Raw genomic sequence first — 25,015 nt, 5'->3', positions numbered from 1 at the left:
TTATTGCAGCATCGATTGAGGGCTGGCCGGTTTGCCGGAAGCCTCAAGTCCCTCCCGCCACCATCGCGCAAGGCTTTGCACATGCCCGTCCTTGAGAATCGTGAAATGGTTGCCCGGGCCATACCAGATGCTCAGGTTGGGCACGCGTGCTTTCCAGCCGTCGATCATGGCCTGCTGCTCACGCTGGTTATTCGCCGCATCCAGTGTCGGATCCTCGGCCAGCACCAGCCTGACCGGACCGTTGTAACCGTCAACAGGCTGGTATCGAGTGCGCAGTGCTGCGCCAAAGGCACGGGCCGGACCTGCCATCGCGTTGACCGGCGAGCGAGCAGGCAGAATGCCGGCGCGTACCATTCCCGCGTGCAACAGGCGCATTTGCCCGGCATCGTTTTGTGCGGCGAATGACCCCGCATCGATCTGCAGTGATTTGCCCGTCGACAACTGAATGGCCTCGATCAGACGCATCAGCACGCCGCTGCCGGTATAAGGACGTCCGACCACGCCGTTGCCACCCGGTGATTCGCTGTCGATTAAGGTCAGGGAAGCGACTTCGCGCCCCTGAGCCTGAAGGCGGATGGCCATCTCGTAGACCACCCACCCCCCGAAGGAATGACCCAGCAGGTGCAAAGGACCGTGTGGATGCACGCTGTCGATCGCGGCAAGGTAGGCCTGCGCTGCCGTTTCGACCAGGCCGAATGGGACCGTCGCACCGTCCAGGCCTCGAGGCTGCAGCCCGTGAATGGGCCAATGCGGGCCAAAGGCGTCCGCCAGCCCGATGAAACCGGTAACGCTGTCGCCAGCACCTGGCACACAGAACACAGGAGCGTGATCCGCACGCCCGGACTGAATCGTCAGTAACGGCTGGAACCTGGGAACCGGCACGACCGGGAAGTGTTCTGCCAACGACTGATCGATGGCTTTGCCAAGTGCCTGGACATGAGGCGCTTCCATCATGGTCTGGTGAGTGCCCGGCACCGATATGCAGCGCAACTGCGCAACAGGCATGACCGCTTCCCAACCCAGATACCCTTCATGCTGCGGTGCATCCTCGGCACGCTCGGCAGCCACGAACAGATGCAACGGGACTGGAATCGGGTAGACGGTGTAGTTCGCAAGGGCATGGCCGTGTGCGACTTCGCGGTCCAGGTAATGCCACAGCTCATCGCGACTCAGGCCTGCCAGTTCGGCTGGCAGAACCTGTTGCTCGCGACAGGCGGCCAGCAATGTATCGAAGTCCGTCTGCCGGGCTTTCGACTGCAAGGCAGCGAGCACCGTCGATATGCGCCCACGCGTTTCACTGTCCCGTTCGGTGGCATCGCTCAGTACCTGGCAACGGTCCAGCAAATGCAGCGCATGCGCTCGCTCGGGTAACCAGCGGTCGCGACCCTGGTCGACGCAGCGCGGGTAATAGCTGTCAATCAGGCCGAGGAAATCGACGGTTTCCTCAAGGGCCACGAGCTGGTTGGCGATCTCGTAGGCCAACACACCACCGAACGACCAGCCCGCCAGGCGATAGGGACCGTGCGGCTGAACCGAGCGCATCATGCTGATCAGGCGGGTGGCCATGCATTCCAGCGTCTGCAACTGAGGTTCGCCCCAGGCCAAGGCTGGCAACCCATAGACCGGCGTATCCGGGTCGATCTGTTTGCCGAGTACCGGAAAGTAGATGTCCAGACCGCTGAATTCATGAACCAGAAACAAAGGCTGACGGGTGCCGGCGCGGCGCACCACGACCGGCCCCGGCACCTCGTCCACCTGCGCCGAGGCGGGTTCGCGGCACTGGATCAGCGCAGCCATCGCAGCGACGCTGTCGTGTTCAAACACTTCGGACAAGGTGATGCGAGGGTCAATCGGGTTCAGCATCCCGACCAGACGCACCGCAAGCAACGAATGCCCGCCCATTTCGAAGAAGCGCTCGTGGCGCCCTATGCGCTCGACCTGCAGCACCTGTGCCCACGCCTCGGCCAGCCTCGTTTCCAGCCCTTCGCAAGGTGCTTCGTAGCCGCGACCGATCATTGCTTGCTCATCCGGTACTGGCAGAGCTTTCAGGTCGGTTTTGCCGTTCAGGGTCAATGGCATGTTTTCCATCCTTACGTAAGCGGCCGGGACCATGTAGTCCGGCAGTGCGCTTTGCATGTGAGCCCGCAGTGCGTCGATGCCCACCTCGTCCTGCGCAGTGAAATAAGCGACCAGACATTGCCCGGCGGCGCTGAGTGGCAGTGCCACCACCAGGCTCTCCCTGACCGAAGGGTGAAGGTTCAACCTGGCCTGGATCTCGCCCAGTTCGATGCGATAGCCGCGAATCTTGACCTGGCTGTCATTGCGGCCAAGGCAATCGAGCAAGCCATCGGCGCGCCAGCGGCCCAAGTCACCGGTGCGATACAGATGCGCGCCTTCAGCGTCGCTGAACGGATCTTCGATAAAGGCGTTTGCCGTGAGATCAGGGCGATTCAGATAGCCCAGGGCCACGCCGTCGCCGCCGATATAGATCTCACCGACGACCCCGACAGGGACCGGGCGTTGCCTCGCGTTCAGCACATACACCTGTGTATTGGACAAAGGCTTGCCGATTGGCAGGCTGGCGGCGTCGCAGACAACGTTCTGCACGAGATACGTGGTCGCATAGGTCGTGGATTCCGTCGGTCCGTAGGCGTGAATCAGTTGCTGATCGGGCGCCAGCGCACGCATTTTTCTGAACGTGTTCGGGTCGCAATGCTCGCCGCCGGACATCAGGACGCGTACGCCAGCCAACGCCTCGGGAATCAGCCCCGCGTATTGATTGAACACCGCCGTTGTCAGAAACAGCACGCTGACCCCGGTACGCGTCAGCACGTCGGCGAAGCGCGGCGGATCCAGCAGGCAGTCATGGTCAATGATCACAATGCGTGCGCCATTGAGCAGCGAACCCCATATTTCGAGGGTGCTGGCGTCGAACGCCGGGTTGGAAGCAAAGGCAATACGGTCGTCGGCGTCGAACTGCGCGAAACCGTTGTTGAGCACCAGACGAGCAATCCCGCGATGAGGCACCAACACACCTTTAGGCGTACCGGTCGAGCCCGAGGTGTACACCAGACACGCAACGTCATCGCCGTGAGCGCCAAACGGTTGCAATTGCGCTTCGAAAACCGTATCCAGCGGCTCAGACACATCCAGCCAGCGAAGGCCTTCAGGCATCGGCATGTCATCGCAACTCAAGGTCAAAACCGCAGCGCTGTCCTCCAGCATCAGCCGCAAGCGCTCCTGCGGTGCCTGGCGGTCCAGCGGCAGATACACCGCGCCACACTTGAGAATCGCCAGCGCCGCCGTGAGCCAGTTCAACGAGCGATTGAGCAAGATCGCAACGCGGTCGCCTGGCACGACGCCTTCCTGCCTGAGCTTCGCGGCAAGTTGCGCGGCCCTGTCATTCAGCGCCCGGTAGGACGTCTCGACACCATCATGCTCCACCGCAATCGCTTCCGGATTGAGGGCTGCCTGCGCTTCAAACAAACGGTGTACCGGCTGGTCCGATGGGTAATCGGTCCGGGTGTCATTGAATGTCAGTAGCACCTGATGGCGCTCTGCCAGCGGCATGACCTGCAACGCCTGTACCGGTAGGTCCGGTGTCCGCTCAAGGGCCTCGACCAGACTGTACAACGCCCGATTCATGTACCCGCACAGGCGCTCTGCTCCGGCTTCCGGCAGCGCCTGCACGGTCAGCGCAAAGCCATCGGACAGATCATCCACGTTCATCGCAACCGGATAGTTGCTCCACTCCTCACCGCCCAGCCCTTGAATGCCCGCCCACGCGTCCTGTGCTTCGGCATTCGCCTGCGCAGCGCTGTGGCGGTAGTTGAGCAACGCGCTGAACAGCGGAGCCGGCGCCTGGATACCGCTGCAACGCTGGGCCAGCGCCAGCGAGGCGTGTTCGTGGCCAAGCAGCGCTGCCAGCGAAGCGTGTGTCGTGCGCACGCTGTCCCTGACGCTCTGGTTGCCCACATCGATTCGAATCGGCAGCGTGTTGATGAACATCCCAAGCGCTCGATCCGCACCTTCGCCCGCCTGCATGCGCCCCATCAGCAGTGTTCCGAACACCACGTCCTCGCGACCGCTGACCAGGCTCAACACCTGAGCCCACGCCAAATGATGCACGCTGGCCGGGGTCACACCCAATTGCCTGGCGCAGACGCGAATCCTGTCCGACAGCCCCTCTTCAAGCACCTGGCGAGCCTGCTCGATGCGGGTGCCATCCATTTGCACGTCGTGCAGGCCGAACGGCAGGGTTGAGGTTGTGACATCGCCCAGCATTTCCCGGAAGAATGCATCATGGGTCTGCGCCCCGGCACCCAGTCGGGCTTGCGCGACGTAGTTGCGATATGGCACAGCAGCGCCCAGCTGTGCTTCCTGACCGGTCAGGAAGGCCTGCATTTCTGCCTGCACGATCTCAAGCGCGGTGTGGTCAAGCGCAATATGGTGGAACAGCAGCATCGCCACCCATTTCGCCTGCTCATCGTCATAGGCATACGCCAAGTGCATCAAGGGGGCCTGACGCACATCCCTGCGGTAGTGACGTGGGTCGAAGCGCTCGCGCAATCGGCTTTCCAGGGAGCCCTGACGCGGATCCAGTGTCACGACCTCTATCGACAACGGCGCCTGACGCAACACCACCTGCGCGGGCTCGTTCAAGCCCTCCCAGAAAATGGCCGTGCGCAGAATGTCGTGACGCCCGATCACGCCACGCAGTGCGCCGATAAAGGCGTCCAGACGGTCTTGACTGTCGAACGTGAACACGGCTTGTTGCAAGTAGGCGTCACCTGGCCCTGTGGCCAAGTGGTGATACAGAATCCCTTCCTGCAGCGGTGCCAGCGGGTAGATGTCCTGAATGTTCGTCGTGCCGCCGGGAACCACAGCCATCAAGTGGTCGATTTGCGCCTGAGTCAGGTCAATCAGTGGCAGCATTTCCGGCGTAATACGCTCGCAACCCTGCGCGGCGATCAGGTTGGACGGCACCGTCACTTCATGTTCACTGCCAACGGCCAGGGCCAACGCAGCCAGGGTCGGTTGACCGAACAATACGCGAACGTCGGCACTCAGCCCGACCTGACGCATACGCTCGATCAGTGTGACGGCAAGCAGCGAGTGACCGCCCAGTTCGAAAAAGTGATCGAAGCGCCCAACCTGCTCCACGTTCAGCAGCTCGGACCAGATACCGGCGAGCACGGTTTCGATGGTGCCTTGGGGCGGCGCATAACGGCGACTGGCGACACTGTCGCGATCCGGCGCAGGCAGGCCACGACGGTCCAGTTTGCCGTTGGCGGTCAGCGGCAGATGGTCAAGCCTGACATAGGCAGACGGCACCATGTACTCAGGCAGCAGACCCGACAGGTAGCTGCGCAGACTCTCGACTGCAAGGCTCGGGGTATGGGCAACGGCGGTGTAATAGGCGACCAGACGCTTGTCGCCCGGCGTGTCTTCACGCGCCACGACAACCGCCTCGACGATGTCCGGATGGCTGTTGAGTCGGGCCGTTACCTCGCCCAGCTCGATGCGGAAGCCGCGCACCTTGACCTGATCGTCATTGCGGCCCAGGTAAATCAGGGTGCCGTCTGCCAGGTAGCGACCGATGTCACCCGTCAGGTACATGCGCGCAGTCGGGTCACTGCTGAACGGATCGCGAACGAAGCGCTCGGCAGTCAGCTCGGGGCGTCCCAGATAGCCGCGCGCCACTTGCACGCCGGCGATGTGTATCTCACCGGCACTGCCCAGCGGTACGGGCTGGCCGACGCTGTCGAGCAGGTAGATACGGGTATTGGCCACGGGACGACCAATCGGCGTGTTGTCCGGCGTATTGAGCCCGCTGCAATCCCACGCGGTGACGTCTACGGCCGCCTCGGTCGGACCGTACAGGTTGTACAGCACAGCGCTGGAGGGTTGCGCCTTGAAGCGTCTGACCAGATGCCCCGGCAGCGCTTCGCCGCTGCACATGACCCGTGTCAGGCTGTGGCAGCGCTCCAGATTGCCGTGGGCCAGGAACACCTCCAACATGGAAGGCACGAAGTGCAAGGTGGTCACGCCCTGCGCCTGAATCGTGTCGCACAGATACGACGGCTCGCGGTGACCGCCCGGACGCGCCATTACCAGTCGCGCACCGTTGATCAGAGGCCAGAAGAACTCCCATACCGACACGTCGAAACTGAACGGCGTTTTCTGCAAGACCACGTCGCTGGCTTCAAGCTGATACTCATCCTGCATCCACAGCAACCGGTTCACGATACCGACATGCTCGTTCATTACGCCCTTGGGCTGACCTGTGGAGCCGGAGGTGTAAATGACATACGCAAGATCAGTGGCCGATTGGCCGTCAAGCGCCGGATTGTCGTTGGGCAGGCCTGCGAAGCTATCGTCTGCACCCTGTCCGTCCAGCATCAGCACGGTGTAAGCGGATGGCGGTAGAACGCCGCGCAGCGAATCCTGACTGAGCACGGCGACAGGCGCGCTGTTTTCAAGCATGTAGGCCAGACGATCCGCCGGGTAGTCCGGGTCCAGTGGCACATACGCGCCGCCCGCCTTGAGAATCCCGAACAGCCCCGCCACCATCTGCAGGCTGCGCTCTACGCAGATGGCCACTCGGTCATCGGCGTTGACACCCATCGCGATCAGGCGATGCGCAATGCAATTGGCCCGGGCATTGAGCGTTGCGTAGCTCCAGGACGTACCTTCGAACGTCACGGCTATCGCCTCCGGCGTCATCACCACCTGACGTTCAAACAGGCCATGCAGCGTCAGCCCCTGCGGGTACGCCTGAGCCGTCTCATTGAACGCCTGGATCAATTGACGATGCTCGTTTTCCTGCACGAGCGGGATATGCGTCGCAATGGCCTGGCTGTTGGCGACCATTGCCCGCAGCGTGGTTTCCAGATAGCCCAGATGGCGTTCGACAGTGTCGCGATCAAACAACGCCGTGGCGTATTCCAGAGAGCCGTACAAACGACCGCCGATTTCCGCCATGTCCAGCAAGACATCGAACTTGGCTGTCCGGCTGCTGGCATTCACCCCTTGCAAACTCATGTCACCCAATGCCGGTGCTTCGCCAGCGCCGCTCTGCCAGGAGAGCATGGCCTGGAAAATCGGAGCGTGAGACAGGCTGCGCAACGGATTGACCGCTTCCACCACTTGCTCGAACGGCAGGTCCTGATGGGCCTGAGCCTCAAGCGTGCGCGCCTTGACCTGCTGCAACAGTGCCTCAACCGTAGGCTCAGCCGACAGGTCCACGCGCAGCGCCAGTGTGTTGACGAACAGGCCGATCAATCCCTCGACCTCGACGCGGGTACGGTTGGCGACCGGCGTGCCGATCACAACATCATCCTGACCGGCCAGACGGCCCAAAACCGTCGCCCAGGCGGCCATGACCGTCATGAACAACGTGGTGCCCTGGCGCTGGCTCAACGCCTTGAGCTGATCGGTCAACGTCTGATCGAGCGCCAGCCCGACCGCGTCACCGGCATAGTGCTGCTGCGCAGGCCGTACGCGATCCGTTGGCAGACTCAGCAGCGCAGGCGCGTCATCCAGCGCTTGCTGCCAATACCCGGTTTGTTGCTGCAGGACTTCTGCGGTCAGCCAGCAGCGTTGCCATACGGCGTAGTCGGCATAGTGCAGTGTCAGCGCAGGCAGCGGATTCGGTTGCCCTGCATGCAGGGCCTGGTAAAGCATCCCCAGCTCGCGGGTGAAGATGTCCGAAGACAAGCCGTCGGCGATGATGTGGTGGAAGGTCACCGCTATCACATGGTCGTCATCGGCCATGCGAACCAACTGACCTCGCACCAATGGGCCGTGCACCAGGTCGAACGGGGCTCGCGCCTCATCGGCGATCAACGCCATCAAGGCCTGCTCGGCGGCAGGCTGCCCTTCCAGCGTCTGCAACTGCAGTTCAAACCCGATATCGTCAGGCGCAATGCGCTGTTGCACCTCTTGGCCCGGCGTCTGAACAAAGGTGGTGCGCAATGACTCGTGGCGCGCCACGAGCATGTCCAGGGCACCTTGCAGTGCATCCACATCCAGTTCCCCACGCACTCGCAGTCCAGCCGGAATGTGATAGGCAGCGCTGTCGCCTTCAAGCCTCGACAGAAACCACAGCCGTTGCTGGGCGAACGACAGCGGCAATGGCTGATCGCGTGATACCGCAACCACCGATGGCTGCGCCGTACGGGCGGCCTGCGCCAGGCCTCGGGCCATTGCCTCCAGCACCGGCTCGGCGAATACATCCATCAGGCGCAACTCGGCACCCAGTCGCTGGCGGACATGGGCAATCAAGCGCATGACCAGCAGCGAATGCCCGCCCAGCTCGAAGAAATGATCATGGCGGCCGACGTGCTCGACATTCAGCAACTGCTGCCAGATCTGCGCCAGCGCCGTTTCGGTCGCGCCTTGCGGCGGCTCGTGCAGACGGCTGGCAAACGCGTCACTGTCAGGTGCCGGCAGCGCCTTGCGGTCCAGTTTGCGGTTCGGCGTGAGCGGCATCGCGTCCAGCAGCACAAAGGCGCTGGGCATCATGTACTCGGCCAGTAACGGAGCCAGCGCATCGCGCAGCATGCCCGCCGTCAGTGTCTGCCCGGTATGTGGCACCACATAAGCCACGAGCCGTTTTTCGCCCGGCGCGTCTTCGCGGGCAATGACCACCGCTTCCTTGACCCCGTCACAATCGCCCAGGCGGGTTTCAATTTCGCCCAGTTCAATACGGAAACCGCGCACCTTGACCTGGAAGTCGTTGCGCCCCAGGTATTCAAGGCTGCCATCGGCCAGATAACGCGCCAGATCCCCGGTGCGGTACATCCGGGCCTGTGGCTCATCACTGAAAGGATCGGCCAGGAAGCGTTCGGCGTTGACCCGTTCAAGGTTCAGGTAGCCACGCGCGACACCATCGCCACCGATGTACATTTCCCCCGCCACACCGGCCGGGACCGGCTGCTGCCGGGCGTCGAGCAGGTAAATGCGGGTATTGGCCATCGGTCGGCCGATGCTGACGTTCTGGCGGGTAGAACCATCATCGACATAAGCCGCCGTGCAAGACACGGTCGCTTCAGTAGGGCCGTAGGTATTGATCAGTCGGGCGTGAGCAGGACGCAACGCCTGCCACCATTGAAGCTTCTGCGCGGACAAGGCATCGCCCGTCACGTTGATCAAGCGCACATGAGCAAGTGCCCTTGCGGCCTGTTCGGGCTGATGATGCCAATCACCCACCAGGGTGTGCCAGTGAGCAGCGGTCATGTGCACGACACCAGGCACCGCTGTGCCGGCTGGCAGGCCTTCGTTGCCAAAGATATCCCGGGTCGGTATCAGCGTCGCACCGGCCAGCAGTGCGGGGAAAATCTCTTCCACCGAGAGGTCGAAATTGAGCGAGTTTTGCTGCAACACCGCGTCACTGGCACTGAGTTCGAACAGGCGCGCCGCGTCGAGGCTGTAATTGACCAGCCCGCGGTGTTCGATCATCACGCCCTTGGGGTTGCCGGTCGAGCCGGACGTATAGATCACATACGCAAGGTTTCGCGAACTCAAGTGCTCGACATGCGGGTTGTGCTCGGCGCCGGTCATCTCGGCGTCCAGCGCAAGCATGGGCACTTTCACGTCCGGCAGTGAACGATGCAGGCCGCGATGACTGAGCAGCGCCTTGGGCTGGCTGTCCTGCAACATGAATTCTAGACGATCGGTCGGATATGCCGGGTCCAGCGGTACGTAGGCACCTCCCGCCTTGAGCACGCCCAGCAGACCGACAAGCATGTCCACCCCGCGCTCGACGCAGAGCGCCACACGATCATCCGGGCCAATGCCCATTTCGATCAACGCATGGGCCACATGGTTGGCCCGCACGTTCAATTGCGCATAGCTCAGGCTTTGGCCTTCACACACCAGTGCAATCGCTTGCGGCTGTGCGGCGACGCGTGCTTCGAACAGATGATGAGCGGTGACGGTGTTCGGATACGCAGCGTGCGTGCTGTTCAGGTCGCTCAGCATTCGCTGGCGTTCCTGAGTATCCAGCAGCTCGATGCGCGTCACGGGGATCCGCTCATGGGTCACAAGCCCGCGCAACACGCGCTCCAGGTAACGGGTGTAACGACTGGCCGTGGCTTCATTGAACAGCGCAGTGGCGTATTCCAGACTGCCGACCAGTTGCCCTTGCACCTCACCCAAGTCCAGGGAAAGGTCGAACTTGGACACGGTGTTGGTAATACCGATGCCTTCCAGTGCCACCCCCGTCAACGCCATGTCGTCGAGGGTCTGCCAGCTCAACATCGCCTGGAATACCGGACTGTGCGCAAGACTGCGCACCGGTTTAACCACTTCGACCACCTGCTCGAACGGCAGGTCCTGATGCGCCTGAGCGCCCAGGACCTGCGCCTTGACCCGAGCCAGCAACGCACCGACGTCCGGGTCACCCGAGACATCGATACGCACGGCCAGAGTATTGACGAACAACCCGATCAGCGGCTCGACCTCGACTCGGTTCCGATTGGCGATCGGCGAGCCGATCACAACGTCTTCCTGCCCCGAGAGGCGGCTCAGCAACACGGCCCAGGCGGCTAAAACAGTCATGTACAACGTCGTACCGTGGCGCTGGCTCAGGGCCTTGAGGTCGCGCGTCAGCTCAGGATCGAGCACGATGCCCAGCGTTGCACCGGCATAGTCCTGCTGCGCAGGACGCGGCTCGTCGGTCGGCAAGTCCAGCACCGCAGGCGCGTCAGCCAGCGTCTGCTGCCAATAGCGGCTTTGCGTTTCAAGCACCTCACCACTGAGCCAGCGGCGCTGCCAGACCGCATAGTCGGCGTACTGCACCGCAAGCGGCGGCAATGGATCGTCCAGCCCCTGACGGAACGCCTCATAGAGCGCGGTCAGTTCATGGGTCAATACGCCCAGCGACCAGCCGTCACAGACGATGTGATGCACCGTCACCAACAGGGCGTGGTCGTCGCTGTCCAGACGGATCAGGCGTCCCCTTATCAGCGGGCCTGCGGCAAGGTCAAAGGGCATCAGCGCTTCTTCCTGCGCGATGCCCCGCAGTTGTTCTTCACGGTCGCTGCGACCCTGAAGGTCCTGGCGTTTTAGGGTAAAACCGTTATCGAACGGGGTAATGCATTGAACCGCTTCCTGGTCCTCACGCACGGCAAACCGGGTGCGAAGCGCTTCATGACGGGACAGAATACGCGCCAATGCCCGTTGCAGCGCATCCTCATCGATGGCACCGCGCAAGCGAAGCCCGGCCGGCATATTGTAGGCCGTGCTGCCACCTTCCATTTGTGCCAGGAACCACAGGCGCTGTTGGGCGAACGACAACGGCAAATCGTCGTCTCGGGAAACGCGGACGATGTCCGGCAGTGTGCTGCGACCCGCGTCTGCCAGCCAGCTGGCCAGTGCCGAAAGCTCCGGGTGAGTGAACAGTTGCCCCAGACTCAGGTCGACGCCAAGGCGCAGCCTGACTTGGGAGATCAGGCGAATGGCGAGCAGTGAGTGGCCACCCAGGTCGAAGAAACGGTCGAAGCGTCCCACGTGCTCGACACCCAACAGTTCCTGCCAGAGTTGCGCCAGCGCGACCTCGATTTCACCCCGAGGGGCCTCATAGCCACGGCTGACCAGCGCTTGCTGATCAGGGGCAGGCAGCGCCTTGCGGTCCAGCTTGCCGTTCGGGGTCAGCGGGAGCGATTCAAGGCACACGTAAGCGACCGGCACCATGTAATCAGGCAGCAGCGCCTGCAGATGCTCACGCAGCGCCTCGATGGCCACGTCTTCGGCACGGGCGGTGAAGTACGCCACCAGACGTTTGTCGCCGGGCACATCCTCGCGCGCTACAACCACCGTCTCCTTGATCGATGCGTGCTGGGCCAGCTTGGTTTCGATCTCGCCCAATTCGATACGGAAACCACGAATCTTGACCTGATCGTCGTTTCGGCCCAGGTACTCGATATTCCCATCTGCCAGCCAGCGACCCAGGTCGCCGGTGCGGTACATGCGGGCGGTCGGGTCTGCGCTGAATGGATCGTTGAGGAAGCGCTCGGCTGTCAGGTCGTCGCGGTTCAGGTAACCCCGCGCCACGCCTGCGCCACTGATATACAGTTCGCCCGCCACACCCAGCGGCACCGGTTGACGGTGCTCGTTCAACAGGTAGAACCGGGTGTTGGCGACGGGTTTGCCAATGTGCGCCGCAAAGCCGTTTTCGCGGTCCATCGCCACCCAGCTGGAATACGTGGTGGTTTCAGACGGGCCGTACAGGTTGCACAGGCGCTGGACCTGTGTCTTCTTGAACAGACTTTCAACCAGACTGCGCTTGAGCGCCTCACCCGCCACGTTGACCGTATGCACGCCCTGCCCCAGACCGCCAGAATCCAGCAACGCCTTGAGCGCCGACGGCACGGTATTGATCAGGGTAACGTCATGCTCACCGTCGTTAAGGGCCAGCACATTGGTAACGACCTCAATGCAGCCACCAGAAATCAGCGGTGCAAAGCATTCATAAACTGCCAGGTCGAAGTTCAGCGAGGTCGAGAACAGGGTGTTGGCCAGTACCGACGGTGCAAACGAGGCCTGCGCCCACGTCAGGAAATTGACCGTGTTGCGGTGTTCGATCATGACGCCTTTGGGCAAACCGGTGGAACCTGAGGTGTAGATCACGTAAGCCAGATGCGCAGAGGTCAGGTTTGCGACGTGCGGGTTGGCAGAAGGCTCGTTCAGCCAGGTGCAGCGATGCAGGTCAATGATCGGTGCAGAGGATGCCGCCAACAGTTCGAGACTGGCGGCGCTGGCCAGAATCGCCGCCGGGTTGCTGTCCTGTAGCATGTAGGCAATGCGGTCAACCGGGTAGGCCGGGTCCAGCGGCACATAAGCGCCACCTGCCTTGAGAATGGCCAATAGACCGACCACCATCTCAACCCCGCGCTCGATGCAAATCCCCACACGGGCATCCGGCTGTACGCCGAGGTGGCGCAAATGGTGAGCCAGACGGTTGGCGCGCTCGTTCAGTTGCGCGTAAGTGAGGCTGACAGCCCCGTGTACCAGCGCAACAGCCGTTGGCGTGCGCTCAGCCTGCGCTTCGAACAGGCCGTGGACGGTCTGTTCCTGCGGATAGTCGACGCTCGTATCGTTGAACGCCAGGAGCAATTGCTCACGCTCGGCGTCTGGCACCACCGAAAGCCGATTCAGCGGCACCTGAGGCGTCGTCTCCAGCGCCTCGACCAGGTTGCGCAAGGCGGTCTGCATGAAATCGCAGGCACGTTGCGCGCCGATGTCGGCCACTGCCTGCGCGGTCAGCATGAACGCTTCACCAAGATCGTCGACATTGAGCGTGAGCGGGTAGTTGGTCCGTTCTTCCATCGCCAGTGTATGGATACCCGCCCAGGCGGCCACTGCTTCGGCGGCAGGTGCCTGGCCGCCACTGTGGCGGTAATTGAGTAACGTGCTGAACAACGGCAACGCCGACGGTACACCGCTGCAACGCTGGGCCAGTGACAGCGAGGCATGTTCATGCCCCAACAGGGCCGAGAGCCGCTGGTGCGTAGCACGTACGGCAGCCTGGGCATCCAGATCGCCTACATCGATGCGCAATGGCAGGGTATTGATGAACATCCCCAGTGCGCGGTCCGTACCCGCCGCACCGCTCATGCGGCCCATCAAAACAGTGCCGAACACCACTTCCTCACGACCGGAAAGGCTGCCCACCACCATCGCCCAGGCCAGGTGTACCAGGCTGGCAGCACTCGCCCCCAGACGTCGCGCCTGAGCGTTCAAACGCCTGCTCAGGGAAGCTTCCAGCATCTGATGCACTTCTTCGATGCCTGTACCGTCACCCTGCACGTCTTGCAGTCCGAGCGGCAGTGTCGGTTCGTCGATGTCGCCCAGCATGCTCCGGAAGAATGCCTCGTGCGCTTCGCGGCTGACCCCCAGCCGCGCCTGCGCCACGTGGTTGCGATACGGCACCGCTTCTGGCAGTAGAGAGGTTTGCCCGTCAAGGCTGGCCTGCATTTCCTGCACCACGACTTCCAGCGCCGTGTGGTCAAGCGCCATGTGATGAAACAGCAGAATCCCGACCCAGCGGTTGTTGACCGCATCCAAAGCACAGGCCAGGCGGATCAAGGGTGCCTGAGACACATCGAGCCGGTAGTGACGTGGATCGAAACGTTGCTGCAGGCTGTGCAGCGCGTCCTCGGTATCCGGGTCCAGTTGAACGATCTCAACGCTCATCGCCGCGGTACGCCAAACCACCTGAACAGGCTCGCTCAAGCCTTCCCACACCACTGCGGTACGCAGAATGTCGTTACGGTCGACCACGCTTTGCAGCGCCCCGGCGAAACGGTCCAGTCGCTCGCGGTCATCAAATCCGAACAGCACTTGCAGAACGTACGGGTCGCCTTCGGCGGCAGCCAGGTGGTGATAGAGAATGCCTTCCTGCAACGGTGCAAGGGCATAGATATCCTGCACATTGGCGATGCCGCCCGGTACGCTGGCGACCACGCGATCAATGGCTCCCTGATCAAGATCCACCAGCGGCAGCATTTCAGGGGTGATGCGTTCGCAGTCCGGACCGATCAGATTGGCCGGTACTACGACCTGGGTCTGTCCGCCCACCGCAGCGGCCAGTGCAGCCAGCGTCGGTTGGCCGAACAGGACGCGCACATCCGCATTCAGCTCCAATTGACGCATGCGTTCGATCAGCTTCACCGCCAGCAGCGAATGACCGCCCAGTTCGAAGAAGTGATCAAAACGGCCCACCTGCTCCACGCCGAGCAGTTCCTGCCACAGTAAGGCGATGGCGATTTCAGTTTCGCCCTGCGGCGCCTCGTACGCGCGGTTGAGCAGCGCCGACTGGTTGGGCGCTGGCAGCGCCTTACGGTCCAGCTTGCCGTTGGAGGTCAGCGGCAGGCTATCAAGACGGACATACGCCGCCGGAACCATATAGTCCGGCATCTGTTGTAGAAGGTGCGTGCGCAGCGATTCGATATCGGTGTCGGGTTCAGGCGATGTGAAATAGGCCACCAGACGCTTGTCGCCCGGCACGTCCTCGCGAGCCAGGACCACCGCATCCCTGATCTGCGCATGACTGGCCAGCTTGGCCTCGATTTCGCCCAGCTCGATACGGAAACCACGGATTTTCACCTGATCGTCGTTCCGGCCCAGGTATTCCAGGCTGCCTTCGGCATTCCAACGGGCCAGGTCACCGGTGCGGTACAGACGTGCGTTTGCAGTGGCGGTGAACGGATCGGCGATGAACCGCTCGGCATTCAGCTCGGGACGGTTCAGGTAGCCACGGGCGACGCCCGCGCCGCCGATGTACAACTCACCCACCACGCCAACCGGCACCGGTTCGCGCTGGGCGTCCAACACGTACGTCTGCAAGTCCGGGATCCGCACACCAATCGGGCTGACGCCCATGTGGTGTGCATCTGCTGCTTCGAGGGCGCGGTAGGTCACGTGTACTGTGGTTTCGGTGATGCCGTACATGTTGACCAGTTGCGTACCGGCGTTCATGGCTTTTGCGTACCACGGCTTGAGCAGCCCCGTTTCCAGCGCTTCACCGCCGAAGATCACCTGACGCAGCGAGTGCGCCTGCTTGCTTTCGGACTGGGCGGCAATCAACTGACGGAACGCGCTCGGCGTCTGGTTAAGCACCGTGACGCCAGCCTCGCAGATCAGCGCATAGCATTCCTGCGGCGAACGGCTGACCAGTTGCGGCACGATCAACAACTGCCCGCCGTGCATCAGAGCGCCCCAGATTTCCCAGACCGAGAAGTCGAAGGCAAACGAGTGGAACAGCGCCCAGACGTCGGTGGCATTGAAGCTAAACCAAGTGTCGGTGGCCGAGAACAGGCGCGCTACGTTGCGATGCTCAACCTGCACGCCTTTCGGCAAACCGGTGGAGCCGGAGGTGTAGATCACGTACGCCAGGTGCGACGAGGTCAACCCTGTGACGTCCGGATTGCAGACGGATTGCGCCTGCAAAGCCGCATCGTCCAGATTGATGACAGGCAGCGAGCCAAGCGACAGCGTGTTCGCTGTGGTGGTTTGCACCAGCACGGCGACCGGCGCGCTGTCGTCCAGCAGATACGCCAGGCGCTCCGCCGGATAGGCCGGATCCAGCGGAACGTAACCCGCGCCGGCTTTGAGAATCCCCAGCAGACCGACGATCATGTGTGGCCCACGCTCGACGCAGATGGCCACGCGATCATCCGGGCCAATGCCCTGTTCGATCAGGCGATGGGCCACTTGGTTGGCCTGGGCATTCAGCTCGCCGTAAGTCAGCTGTTGCGCTTCAAAACGAACGGCGATAGCTGACGGCTGTTTGGCAGCCTGGGCTTCGAAAGCCTGATGAATCAACTGATCAGCGGCGAACGTGGCATCGGTGGTGTTCCAGCCGTGCAACAGCTGTTGGCGCTCGTCTTCAGGGAGAATCGACAGGTGGCTCAATGGCGTTTCCGGAGACTGCTCCAGTGCATCGATCAGTTGATGCATGACCCGCTGCATGTAGCCACAGACGCGTTCGGCACCGATCTGCTCTTGCGCCATGACGGTCAGGTTGAAGCCCTCGCCCAAGTCATCGACCGACAGCGTCAGCGGGTAATTGGTCCGTTCCTCGCCGCCCAGCACCTGAATGCCTTCCCATGCGGCGGTATTGTTGCCTTGGGCGTGTTGTTCGAGGTTGCGGTAGTTGAGCAAGGCGCTGAACAGCGGCGTGGGAGCCTCCACTCCGCTGCAGCGCTGCGCCAGTACCAGCGAGGCATGTTCATGCCCCAACAGGGCTGTCAAGCCAGCGTGGGTGGCTCGCACGCCACTACCCACGGCCCGTTCACCCAGATCGACGCGCAGCGGCAAAGTGTTGATGAACATGCCCAGCGCCCGATCCGCGCCTTCGCCACCCTGCAGGCGGCCCAGCAAAACCGTGCCGAACACCACGTCATCGCGGCCCGACAACGCACCCAGCACCCGAGCGTAACCCAGGTGATAAAGGCTGGCCGCCCCTACGCCTAGCTTGCGGGCCTGAGCACGCAGACGTCTGGCCAACGAGGCATCCACAACCTGACGCACTTCCTGGATCCCCTGCCCGTCACCCTGAACGTTCAGCAGCCCGAACGGCAAGGTCGGTTCATGGATATCGCCCAGCATGGCGCGGAAGAACGCTTCATGGTCTTCCCGGCTGATGCCCAGTCGTGCCTGTGCCACGTAATTGCGGTAAGGCACCGAGACAGGCAATTGCGGATCATTGTGGGACATGAACGCTTCGATTTCGGACGTCAGGATCCCCAGCGAAGTGGCGTCGTCGACCATGTGATGGAACAGCAGCATGCCCAACCAGCGGTGATTGGCCGGATCATGGGCATAACCGATGCGCATCATCGGCGCCTGACGAATGTCCAGGCGGTAATGGCGCGGATCCAGCACCGCGCTCAACTGCCCGGCCACATCGCCTGCGGCCGGGTCTAGGCGAATTTCCTCGATCACCAGCTCCGCCTGGCGCAACACCACCTGAACGGGTTCGTTCAGGCGGTCCCAGAGCACGCTGGTGCGCAGAATGTCGTGACGGGAAATCACGCCTTGCAGGGCTGCGCCGAATTGGTGAAGCCTTTCCAGGCTGTCGAAACCGAATAAAGCGTATTGCAGGTACGGATCGCCTTCGGCGGCAGCCAAGTGGTGATACAGAATGCCTTCCTGCAACGGCGCAAGGGCGTAAATGTCCTGAATATTGGCAACCCCGCCCGGTACGCTGGCGACCACGCGATCAATGGCTGCCTGATCAAGATCCACCAGCGGCAGCATTTCAGGGGTGATGCGTTCGCAGTCCGGACCGATCAGATTGGCCGGTACTACGACCTGGGTCTGTCCGCCCACCGCAGCGGCCAGTGCAGCCAGCGTCGGTTGGCCGAACAATACCCGTACGTCTGCACTGAGGTCTTGCTGGCGCATGCGCTCAATCAGCTTCACCGCCAGCAGCGAATGGCCGCCCAGTTCGAAGAAATGGTCATGACGACCCACCTGCTCGACACCCAGCAGTTCCTGCCAGATTCGTGCGATGGCGATTTCGGCGTTGCCTTGGGGCGCCTCGTAGGCGCGGCTAACCAATGCCGACTGGTCCGGCGCAGGAAGCGCCTTGCGGTCCAGCTTGCCGTTGGCAGTGAGCGGGAACGAGGGCAGCATGACGAAAGCACTGGGCAGCATGTGCTCGGCCAGGTTCTGCTGCAATTGGGTACGCAGTTCAGCGGCGGTCGGGCTCTCTTCATACTGAGCGATGAAATAAGCCACCAGGCGTTTGTCACCCGGCACGTCTTCGCGAGCGATCACCACCGCTTCACGCACACCGTTGCAGGCCGACAATTGGGCCTCGATTTCGCCCAGTTCGATACGGAAACCCCGAATCTTGACCTGATCGTCGTTCCGGCCCAGGTATTCCAGGCTGCCTTCGGCATTCCAGCGCGCCAGGTCACCGGTGCGGTACAGACGTGCTTGCTCGGTTGTGTTGAACGGATCGGCGATGAAGCGTTCGGCATTCAGCTCGGGACGGTTGAGGTAGCCGCGGGCCACGCCTGCGCCACCGATGTACAGTTCGCCCACCACGCCGACTGGTACCGGTTCGCGCTGGGCGTCCAGCACGTAAGTCTGCAAATCCGGGATCCGCACGCCGATCGGGCTGACGCCCATGTGGTGTGCATCTGCGGCTTCGAGCGCTCGATAGGTTACGTGCACCGTGGTTTCGGTGATGCCGTACATGTTGACCAGTTGCGTACCAGCGTTCATGGCTTTTGCGTACCACGGCTTGAGCAGCCCGGTTTCCAGCGCTTCGCCCCCGAAAATCACCTGACGCAGCGAATGCGCCTGCTTGCTTTCGGCCTGTGCGGCGATCAGTTGACGGAACGCGCTCGGCGTCTGGTTAAGCACCGTGACGCCAGCCTCACAGATCAGCACATAGCATTCCTGCGGCGAACGGCTGACCAGTTGCGGCACGATCAGCAGCTGCCCGCCGTGCATCAGTGCGCCCCAAATTTCCCAGACCGAGAAGTCGAAGGCAAAGGAATGGAACAACGCCCAGACGTCGGTGGCATTGAAGCTGAACCAGGCGTCGGTGGCCGAGAACAGGCGCGCTACGTTGCGATGCTCGACCTGCACGCCTTTTGGCAAACCTGTCGAGCCTGAGGTGTAGATCACGTACGCCAGGTGCGACGAGGTCAGCCCTGTGACGTCCGGATTGCAGACGGATTGCGCCTGCAAAGCCGCATCGTCCAGGTTGACGACAGGCAGCGAGCCAAGCGACAGCGTGTCTGCCGTGGCGGTTTGCACCAGCACAGCGACCGGCGCGCTGTCGTCCAGCAGATACGCCAGGCGTTCCGCAGGATAGGCAGGATCCAGCGGCACATAGCCCGCACCGGCTTTGAGAATCCCCAGCAGGCCGACAATCATGTGTGGCCCACGCTCGACGCAGATGGCCACCCGATCATCCGGGCCAATGCCCTGTTCGATCAGGCGATGGGCCACTTGGTTGGCCTGGGCATTCAGCTCGCCGTAAGTAAGCTGTTGCGCCTCAAAACGAACGGCGATAGCTGACGGCTGTTTGGCAGCCTGGGCTTCGAAAGCCTGATGAATCAGCTGATCGGCGGCGAACGAACCCTCACTCGCATTCCAGCCGTGGAGCAATTGCTCACGTTCTGTCGCAGGCAGAATCGACAAACGGCTCAACGGAGCGTGCGGCGTGTTTTGGAGCGCTGTACTCAATTGCTCAAGCGCTATCAGTACGTAGTCACAGATCCGCTGGGCGCCCAGGGTGTCCAGCGTCAGTACGGTCAGTTGGAATCCATCGCCCAGGTCGTCGACGTTCAGGGTCAGCGGGTAATTGGTGCGTTCGTCGCCTCCCAATACCTGCATACCAGCCCATGCGGTGAGGTCCTGTTCACTCACCGTTGTTGCGCTATGACGGTAGTTGAGCAGTGCACTGAATAGCGGCGTGGTGGCGGCCACGCCACTGCAACGCTGCGCCAACGCCAGCGGCGCGTGCTCATGGGCCAGCAGCCCGGTCAATCGTGCATGGGTCTGGCTGATCGCCTGACGCACACTGCTGTCGCCAAGCCCGACCCGCAGCGGCAAGGTGTTGATAAACATCCCCAGCGCACGGTCAGCACCTTCACCACCTTGCAGGCGACCCAGCAGGACGGTGCCGAACACCACCTCGTCTGTGGCGGAAACCCGGCCCAGTACCAGCGCCCAGGCCAGGTGCACCAGGCTTGCCGCGCTCACGCCCAGTTGACGGGCCTGATCGCGCAAACGGCGGTTCAGGTGAGTCTCCAGAGAGGCACGTGCTTCTTCGATGCCATGCCCGTCGCCCTGCACATCATGCAGGCCGAACGGCAGCGTCGGTTCTTCAATGTCTCCAAGCATGTCGCGGAAGAAGGCTTCCTGGGCGGCAGGCTCCACGCCCAGCCTCGATTGCGCGACGTAGTTGCGATACGGCATGGCCGCACCCAGTTGCTCGGCATTCCCCAGCAGGAACGCCTGCATCTCATGTTGCATTACTTCAAGCGCGGTATGGTCCAGCGCCAAGTGATGAAACAGCAGTGTCGCAACCCATCGACCATCGTTAGCGTCTTCGGCACAGGCCAGATGCAGCAGCGGAGCCCGGGTCAGGTCCAGGCGATAATGGCGCGCGTCGAAACGCTCGGTCAGTTGCGTGGCGACCGGGCCTGCGGCCGGATCGAGTTCGACCCACTCCGGCTGCAACACCACGTTGCGGCAGACCACTTGAACGGGCTCGTCGAGCCCGCTCCAGTACACGGCCGTGCGCAGGATATCGTGGCGGTCGATGACCGATTGCAGCGCCTTAATGAAGGCGTCCAGCCGCTCGCGCGTGTCGAACCCGTACTGCGATTGCAGCACGTAAGGGTCGCCCTGTTCGGCGCTGATGTGGTGGTAAAGAATACCCTCCTGAAGCGGCGCCAGTGGGTAGATATCCTGCACATTGGCGGCACCGCCCGGCACGGCGTCCAGCACTCGGGCCAGCGACGCTTCGCTGATGTCCAGCAGCGGCAGCATGGATGGCGTGATGTGCGTGCAGCCAGCTTCGATCAGGTTGTCCGGGACGCGGATTTCCGTGCCGCTGCCGACGGCGGCTGCCAAGGCCATCAGTGTCGGCTGGCTGAACAACACGCGCACATCGGCACTGAGGCCTTGCTGACGCATTTTTTCGATCAGTTTGACGGCCAGCAGCGAATGACCGCCCAGCTCGAAAAAGTGGTCGTGGCGGCCTACCCGCTCAACCTGCAGGACGTCGGCCCAGAGTCGGGCGAGTATCGGCTCAATGCTGCCGACGGGTGCCTCGTACTCACGGCTCGCGTACGCCTGCGCATCGGGTGCAGGCAAGGTGCGACGGTCCAGTTTGCCGTTGGCGGTCAGCGGCAGGCTGTCCAGTACAACAAAGGCTACGGGCACCATGTAATCGGCAAGCGATGCACTCAGCTCGCGCCGCAGATCGTGTACCGAAACGCTCATGCCCGGCTCGACGGTCACATAGCCCACCAGTTGCTTGGGCCCCTGCGGCTGACCGGCTGTTGCGTCCTGGCGCGCAAGCACCACCGCATCTCGAACGCCAGCGCACTGCGCCAGACGCGCTTCGATCTCGCCGGTTTCTATACGGAAGCCGCGAATTTTCACTTGGTTGTCATTGCGGCCTCGGTATTCCAGCGCGCCGTCCGCACGCCAGCAGACCAGGTCACCGGTGCGGTACAGGCGTGCCTGCGGATCCAGACTGAACGGGTCGGCCACGAAGGCCTGCTCGGTCAGCTCGGGACGGTTCAGGTAGCCCAGTGCCACCCCGTCGCCGCCAATGTACAGCTCGCCGATTACGCCGAGCGGTACGGGCTGCCGATGGGCGTCCAGCACGTACAGTCGTGTGTTGGACAGCGGGCGACCAATGGGAATGCTGCCCTCGCCTACGGCCTTGATTTCATGGGTTGCCGAAAAGGTCGTGGCTTCAGTCGGGCCGTAGCCGTTGAGCAGATGCTGCGGCGCACCCTGTTTCAAGACCTGGGCGATGACCGCCGGGTCCAGCACGTCGCCGCCGACGATCAGGTAACGCAGTTGCGCAAAGGCTTCATACAACCCAGACGCGTATTGGTGGAACAACCCTGCGGTCATCCACAGCACGCTGACAGACTGCTCGATCAGTAACGTACGCAATTCCGGCAGCGACAGCAGCACGTCCTGGTCGACAACTACCACGCACCCGCCATTGAGCAACGGGGCCCAGACGTCCAGCGTACTGGCGTCGAACGCCGGGTTGGAGGCAAAGGCCACGCGGTCACGTGCATTGAAGTCGGCGTACCCGTTGTTGATCACCAGCCGATTGATCGCCCGATGCGGCACGCGAACGCCTTTCGGGGTGCCGGTGGAACCGGAGGTGTACATGATGTAAGCGGCGGATTCGCCGGTCGCGTCACGTTGCGGGTTGTCAGACGGCCTTGCGTCCAGCGACAGCATGTCCAGATCGACACGCAGCACGCCTTGCGGAACCTCTGAAGCGGCATGCGTCAGTACGCACTGAGCCCCGCTGTCTTGAATCATGAACGCCTGGCGCTCCAACGGCGCAGTGATGTCCAGTGGCATGTAGACGGCTGCGCACTTGCTGACGGCCAATTGCGCAACCAGCAGGTCCAAAGAGCGTGGCAGCAGGATCGCCACCGAATCGCCGACATTAAGCCCACGGTCAATCAATTCATGAGCCAGGCGGTTGGCCCGACTATTGAGTTCCGCGTAGCTCAGTGTGGTGTCGCCATGCACCGCGGCCTGGGCTTCAGGCTGCGCGGCGACTCTGGCTTCGAACAGGCCATGCACGGTCGCGTCACGCGGATAGACGGCGGCGGTATCGTTGAAAGCGGTCAGCAGTTGTTCACGCTCAGCGACGGGAACGACTGATAGGCTGTTTAGCGATGTGTCCGGCTGATGTTCCAGCGCATCAATCAACTGCTCGACGGCAACGGTCAGCGTTTCGCACACCCGTTGCGCACCGATTTCGGTCATGGCCAGCGCTGTAATCGCAAAGCCGGCACCCAGATCGTCAACCGAAACGGTCAGCGGGTAATTGGTACGTTCTTCGTTGCTCAGGCTTTCAATGCCCTCCCACGCCGAGAGCGCCTGTTCGGACACCGCACCTGCGCCACTGTGACGGTAATTGAGCAATGCGTTGAACAGAGGTGCAGGTGCAGCGACGGCACTGCAGCGTTGTGCGAGCGCCAGGGAGGCGTGTTCATGGGCCAAAAGAGAGGTCAGGCGCGCATGGGTGGACTTCACGCCTTCAAGAACGCTGCGTGCGTCGACATCGACACGCAATGGCAAGGTATTGATGAACATGCCCAGCGCGCGGTCAGAACCTTCACCACCCTGCATGCGCCCCATCAGTACCGTGCCGAATACCACCTGATCGCGTCCGGTGGCGGCACGGGTCACCAGTGCCCAGGCAAGGTGCAGAACGCTCGCAGCGCTGATGCCCAGTTTCCGGGCTTGAGCACGTATCCGAAGGCTCAACGCATCGCTCAGCGCCATGCAGGCTTCTTCGATGCCGGTTCCGTCACCTCGCACGCCCGCCTGATCGAACGCCAGGGTCGGCTCATCGATATCGGCCAACTGGCTGCGGAAAAAGGTTTCGTGATCCTGCTCGGTCAACCCCAGGCAGGCCTGCGCCACGTAATTGCGGTACGGCATTGCAGCAGGCAGTGACTGGCCTTCACCCAGCATGAACGCCTGCATTTCATGGCTCACCACCTCAAGCGCAGTATGGTCAAGCACCAGGTGGTGAAACATGAGCATCATCACCCAACGCCCGTTCTGACGATCATGGGCACACGCCAGCTTCATCAGTGGGGCCTGTCCCAGATCCAGGCGGTAATGATGGGTCGCAAACCGTTCGCGCAGCGCGTTCGCGACATCGCCATGAGTGTCAGTCAACTCAAGGAGTTCTACTGACAACTGCGCCTGACGCCACACCACCTGAACAGGACTTTCCAGTCCTTCCCAGAACACCGAAGTGCGCAACGTGTCGTGACGATCAATGACGTGTTGCAGGGCCTCGGCAAAGGCGTCGATACGGCTCTGATCGCTGACCGTGAACATGGCCTGGAGCACGTAGGGATCGCCCTGCACGGCAGAAACGTGGTGGTAGTGAATACCCTGTTGCAGCGGCGCCAGCGGGTAGATGTCCTGCACATTGGCCGCGCCGCCCGGCACACTGGCGACAATGCGGTCCAGCGCAGGCTGGTCCAGACTGACCAGAGGCAGCAGGTCCGGGGTGATCCGCACACATTCCGGGGCGATCAGATTGGCTGGAACGATAACTTCACGCGCAGTGCCCACCGCCGACGCCAGCGCTGCGACGGTCGGCTGGCTGAATAGCACCCGTACATCCGCAGCCAGTCCCTTGCGACGCATCTTCTCGATCAGCGTGACCGCCAGCAGCGAATGGCCGCCCAGTTCGAAAAAGTGGTCATGGCGGCCGACCTTTTCGACTTGCAGCACTTCGGCCCAGATCTGCGCCAGTGTGATTTCCAGGTCGCCTTGTGGGGCTTCGTAGCCACGGCTGATCACGGCGTGCTGATCCGGGGCAGGCAATGCCTTGCGGTCCAGCTTGCCGTTGGGGGTCAGCGGCAGGCTTTCCAGATGCACGTAAGCCGCCGGAATCATGTAATCCGGCAGTTGACCTTGCAGGTGGCTGCGCAGCGACTCGATCTCGACTTTTGAGTCATAGGCTGTGAAATACGCCACCAGACGCTTGTCGCCCGGCACGTCTTCCCGGGCCATGACCACCGCCTCTTGAACGGCGGCATGTTGAGCCAGCTTGGCCTCAATCTCGCCCAGTTCGATACGGAAACCACGGATCTTGACCTGATCATCGTTACGGCCCAGGTATTCGATATTCCCATCTGCCAGCCAGCGGCCCAGGTCGCCAGTGCGGTACATGCGGGCGTTTGCCGCTGTGCTGAATGGATCGTTGAGGAAACGTTCGGCGGTCAGATCGTCGCGATTGAGGTAACCC

Annotated in this window: 1 protein-coding gene; it reads right to left on the bottom strand. The window is 62.2% G+C overall.

Annotated features, from left to right (window positions below; all coding sequences use genetic code 11):
• Positions 1–25,015, bottom strand: a 25,015-nt coding sequence (locus ALP40_RS01350) for a non-ribosomal peptide synthase/polyketide synthase (protein ID WP_259640666.1), incomplete at its 5' end; no start/stop codon positions are given.

It is taken from the genome of Pseudomonas viridiflava (genome assembly GCF_003702045.1).
GTDB lineage: Bacteria > Pseudomonadota > Gammaproteobacteria > Pseudomonadales > Pseudomonadaceae > Aquipseudomonas > Aquipseudomonas viridiflava_C.
The sequence above is the reverse complement of the archived record's forward strand: the minus strand, read 5'-3'. Positions and strand labels throughout refer to the sequence as shown.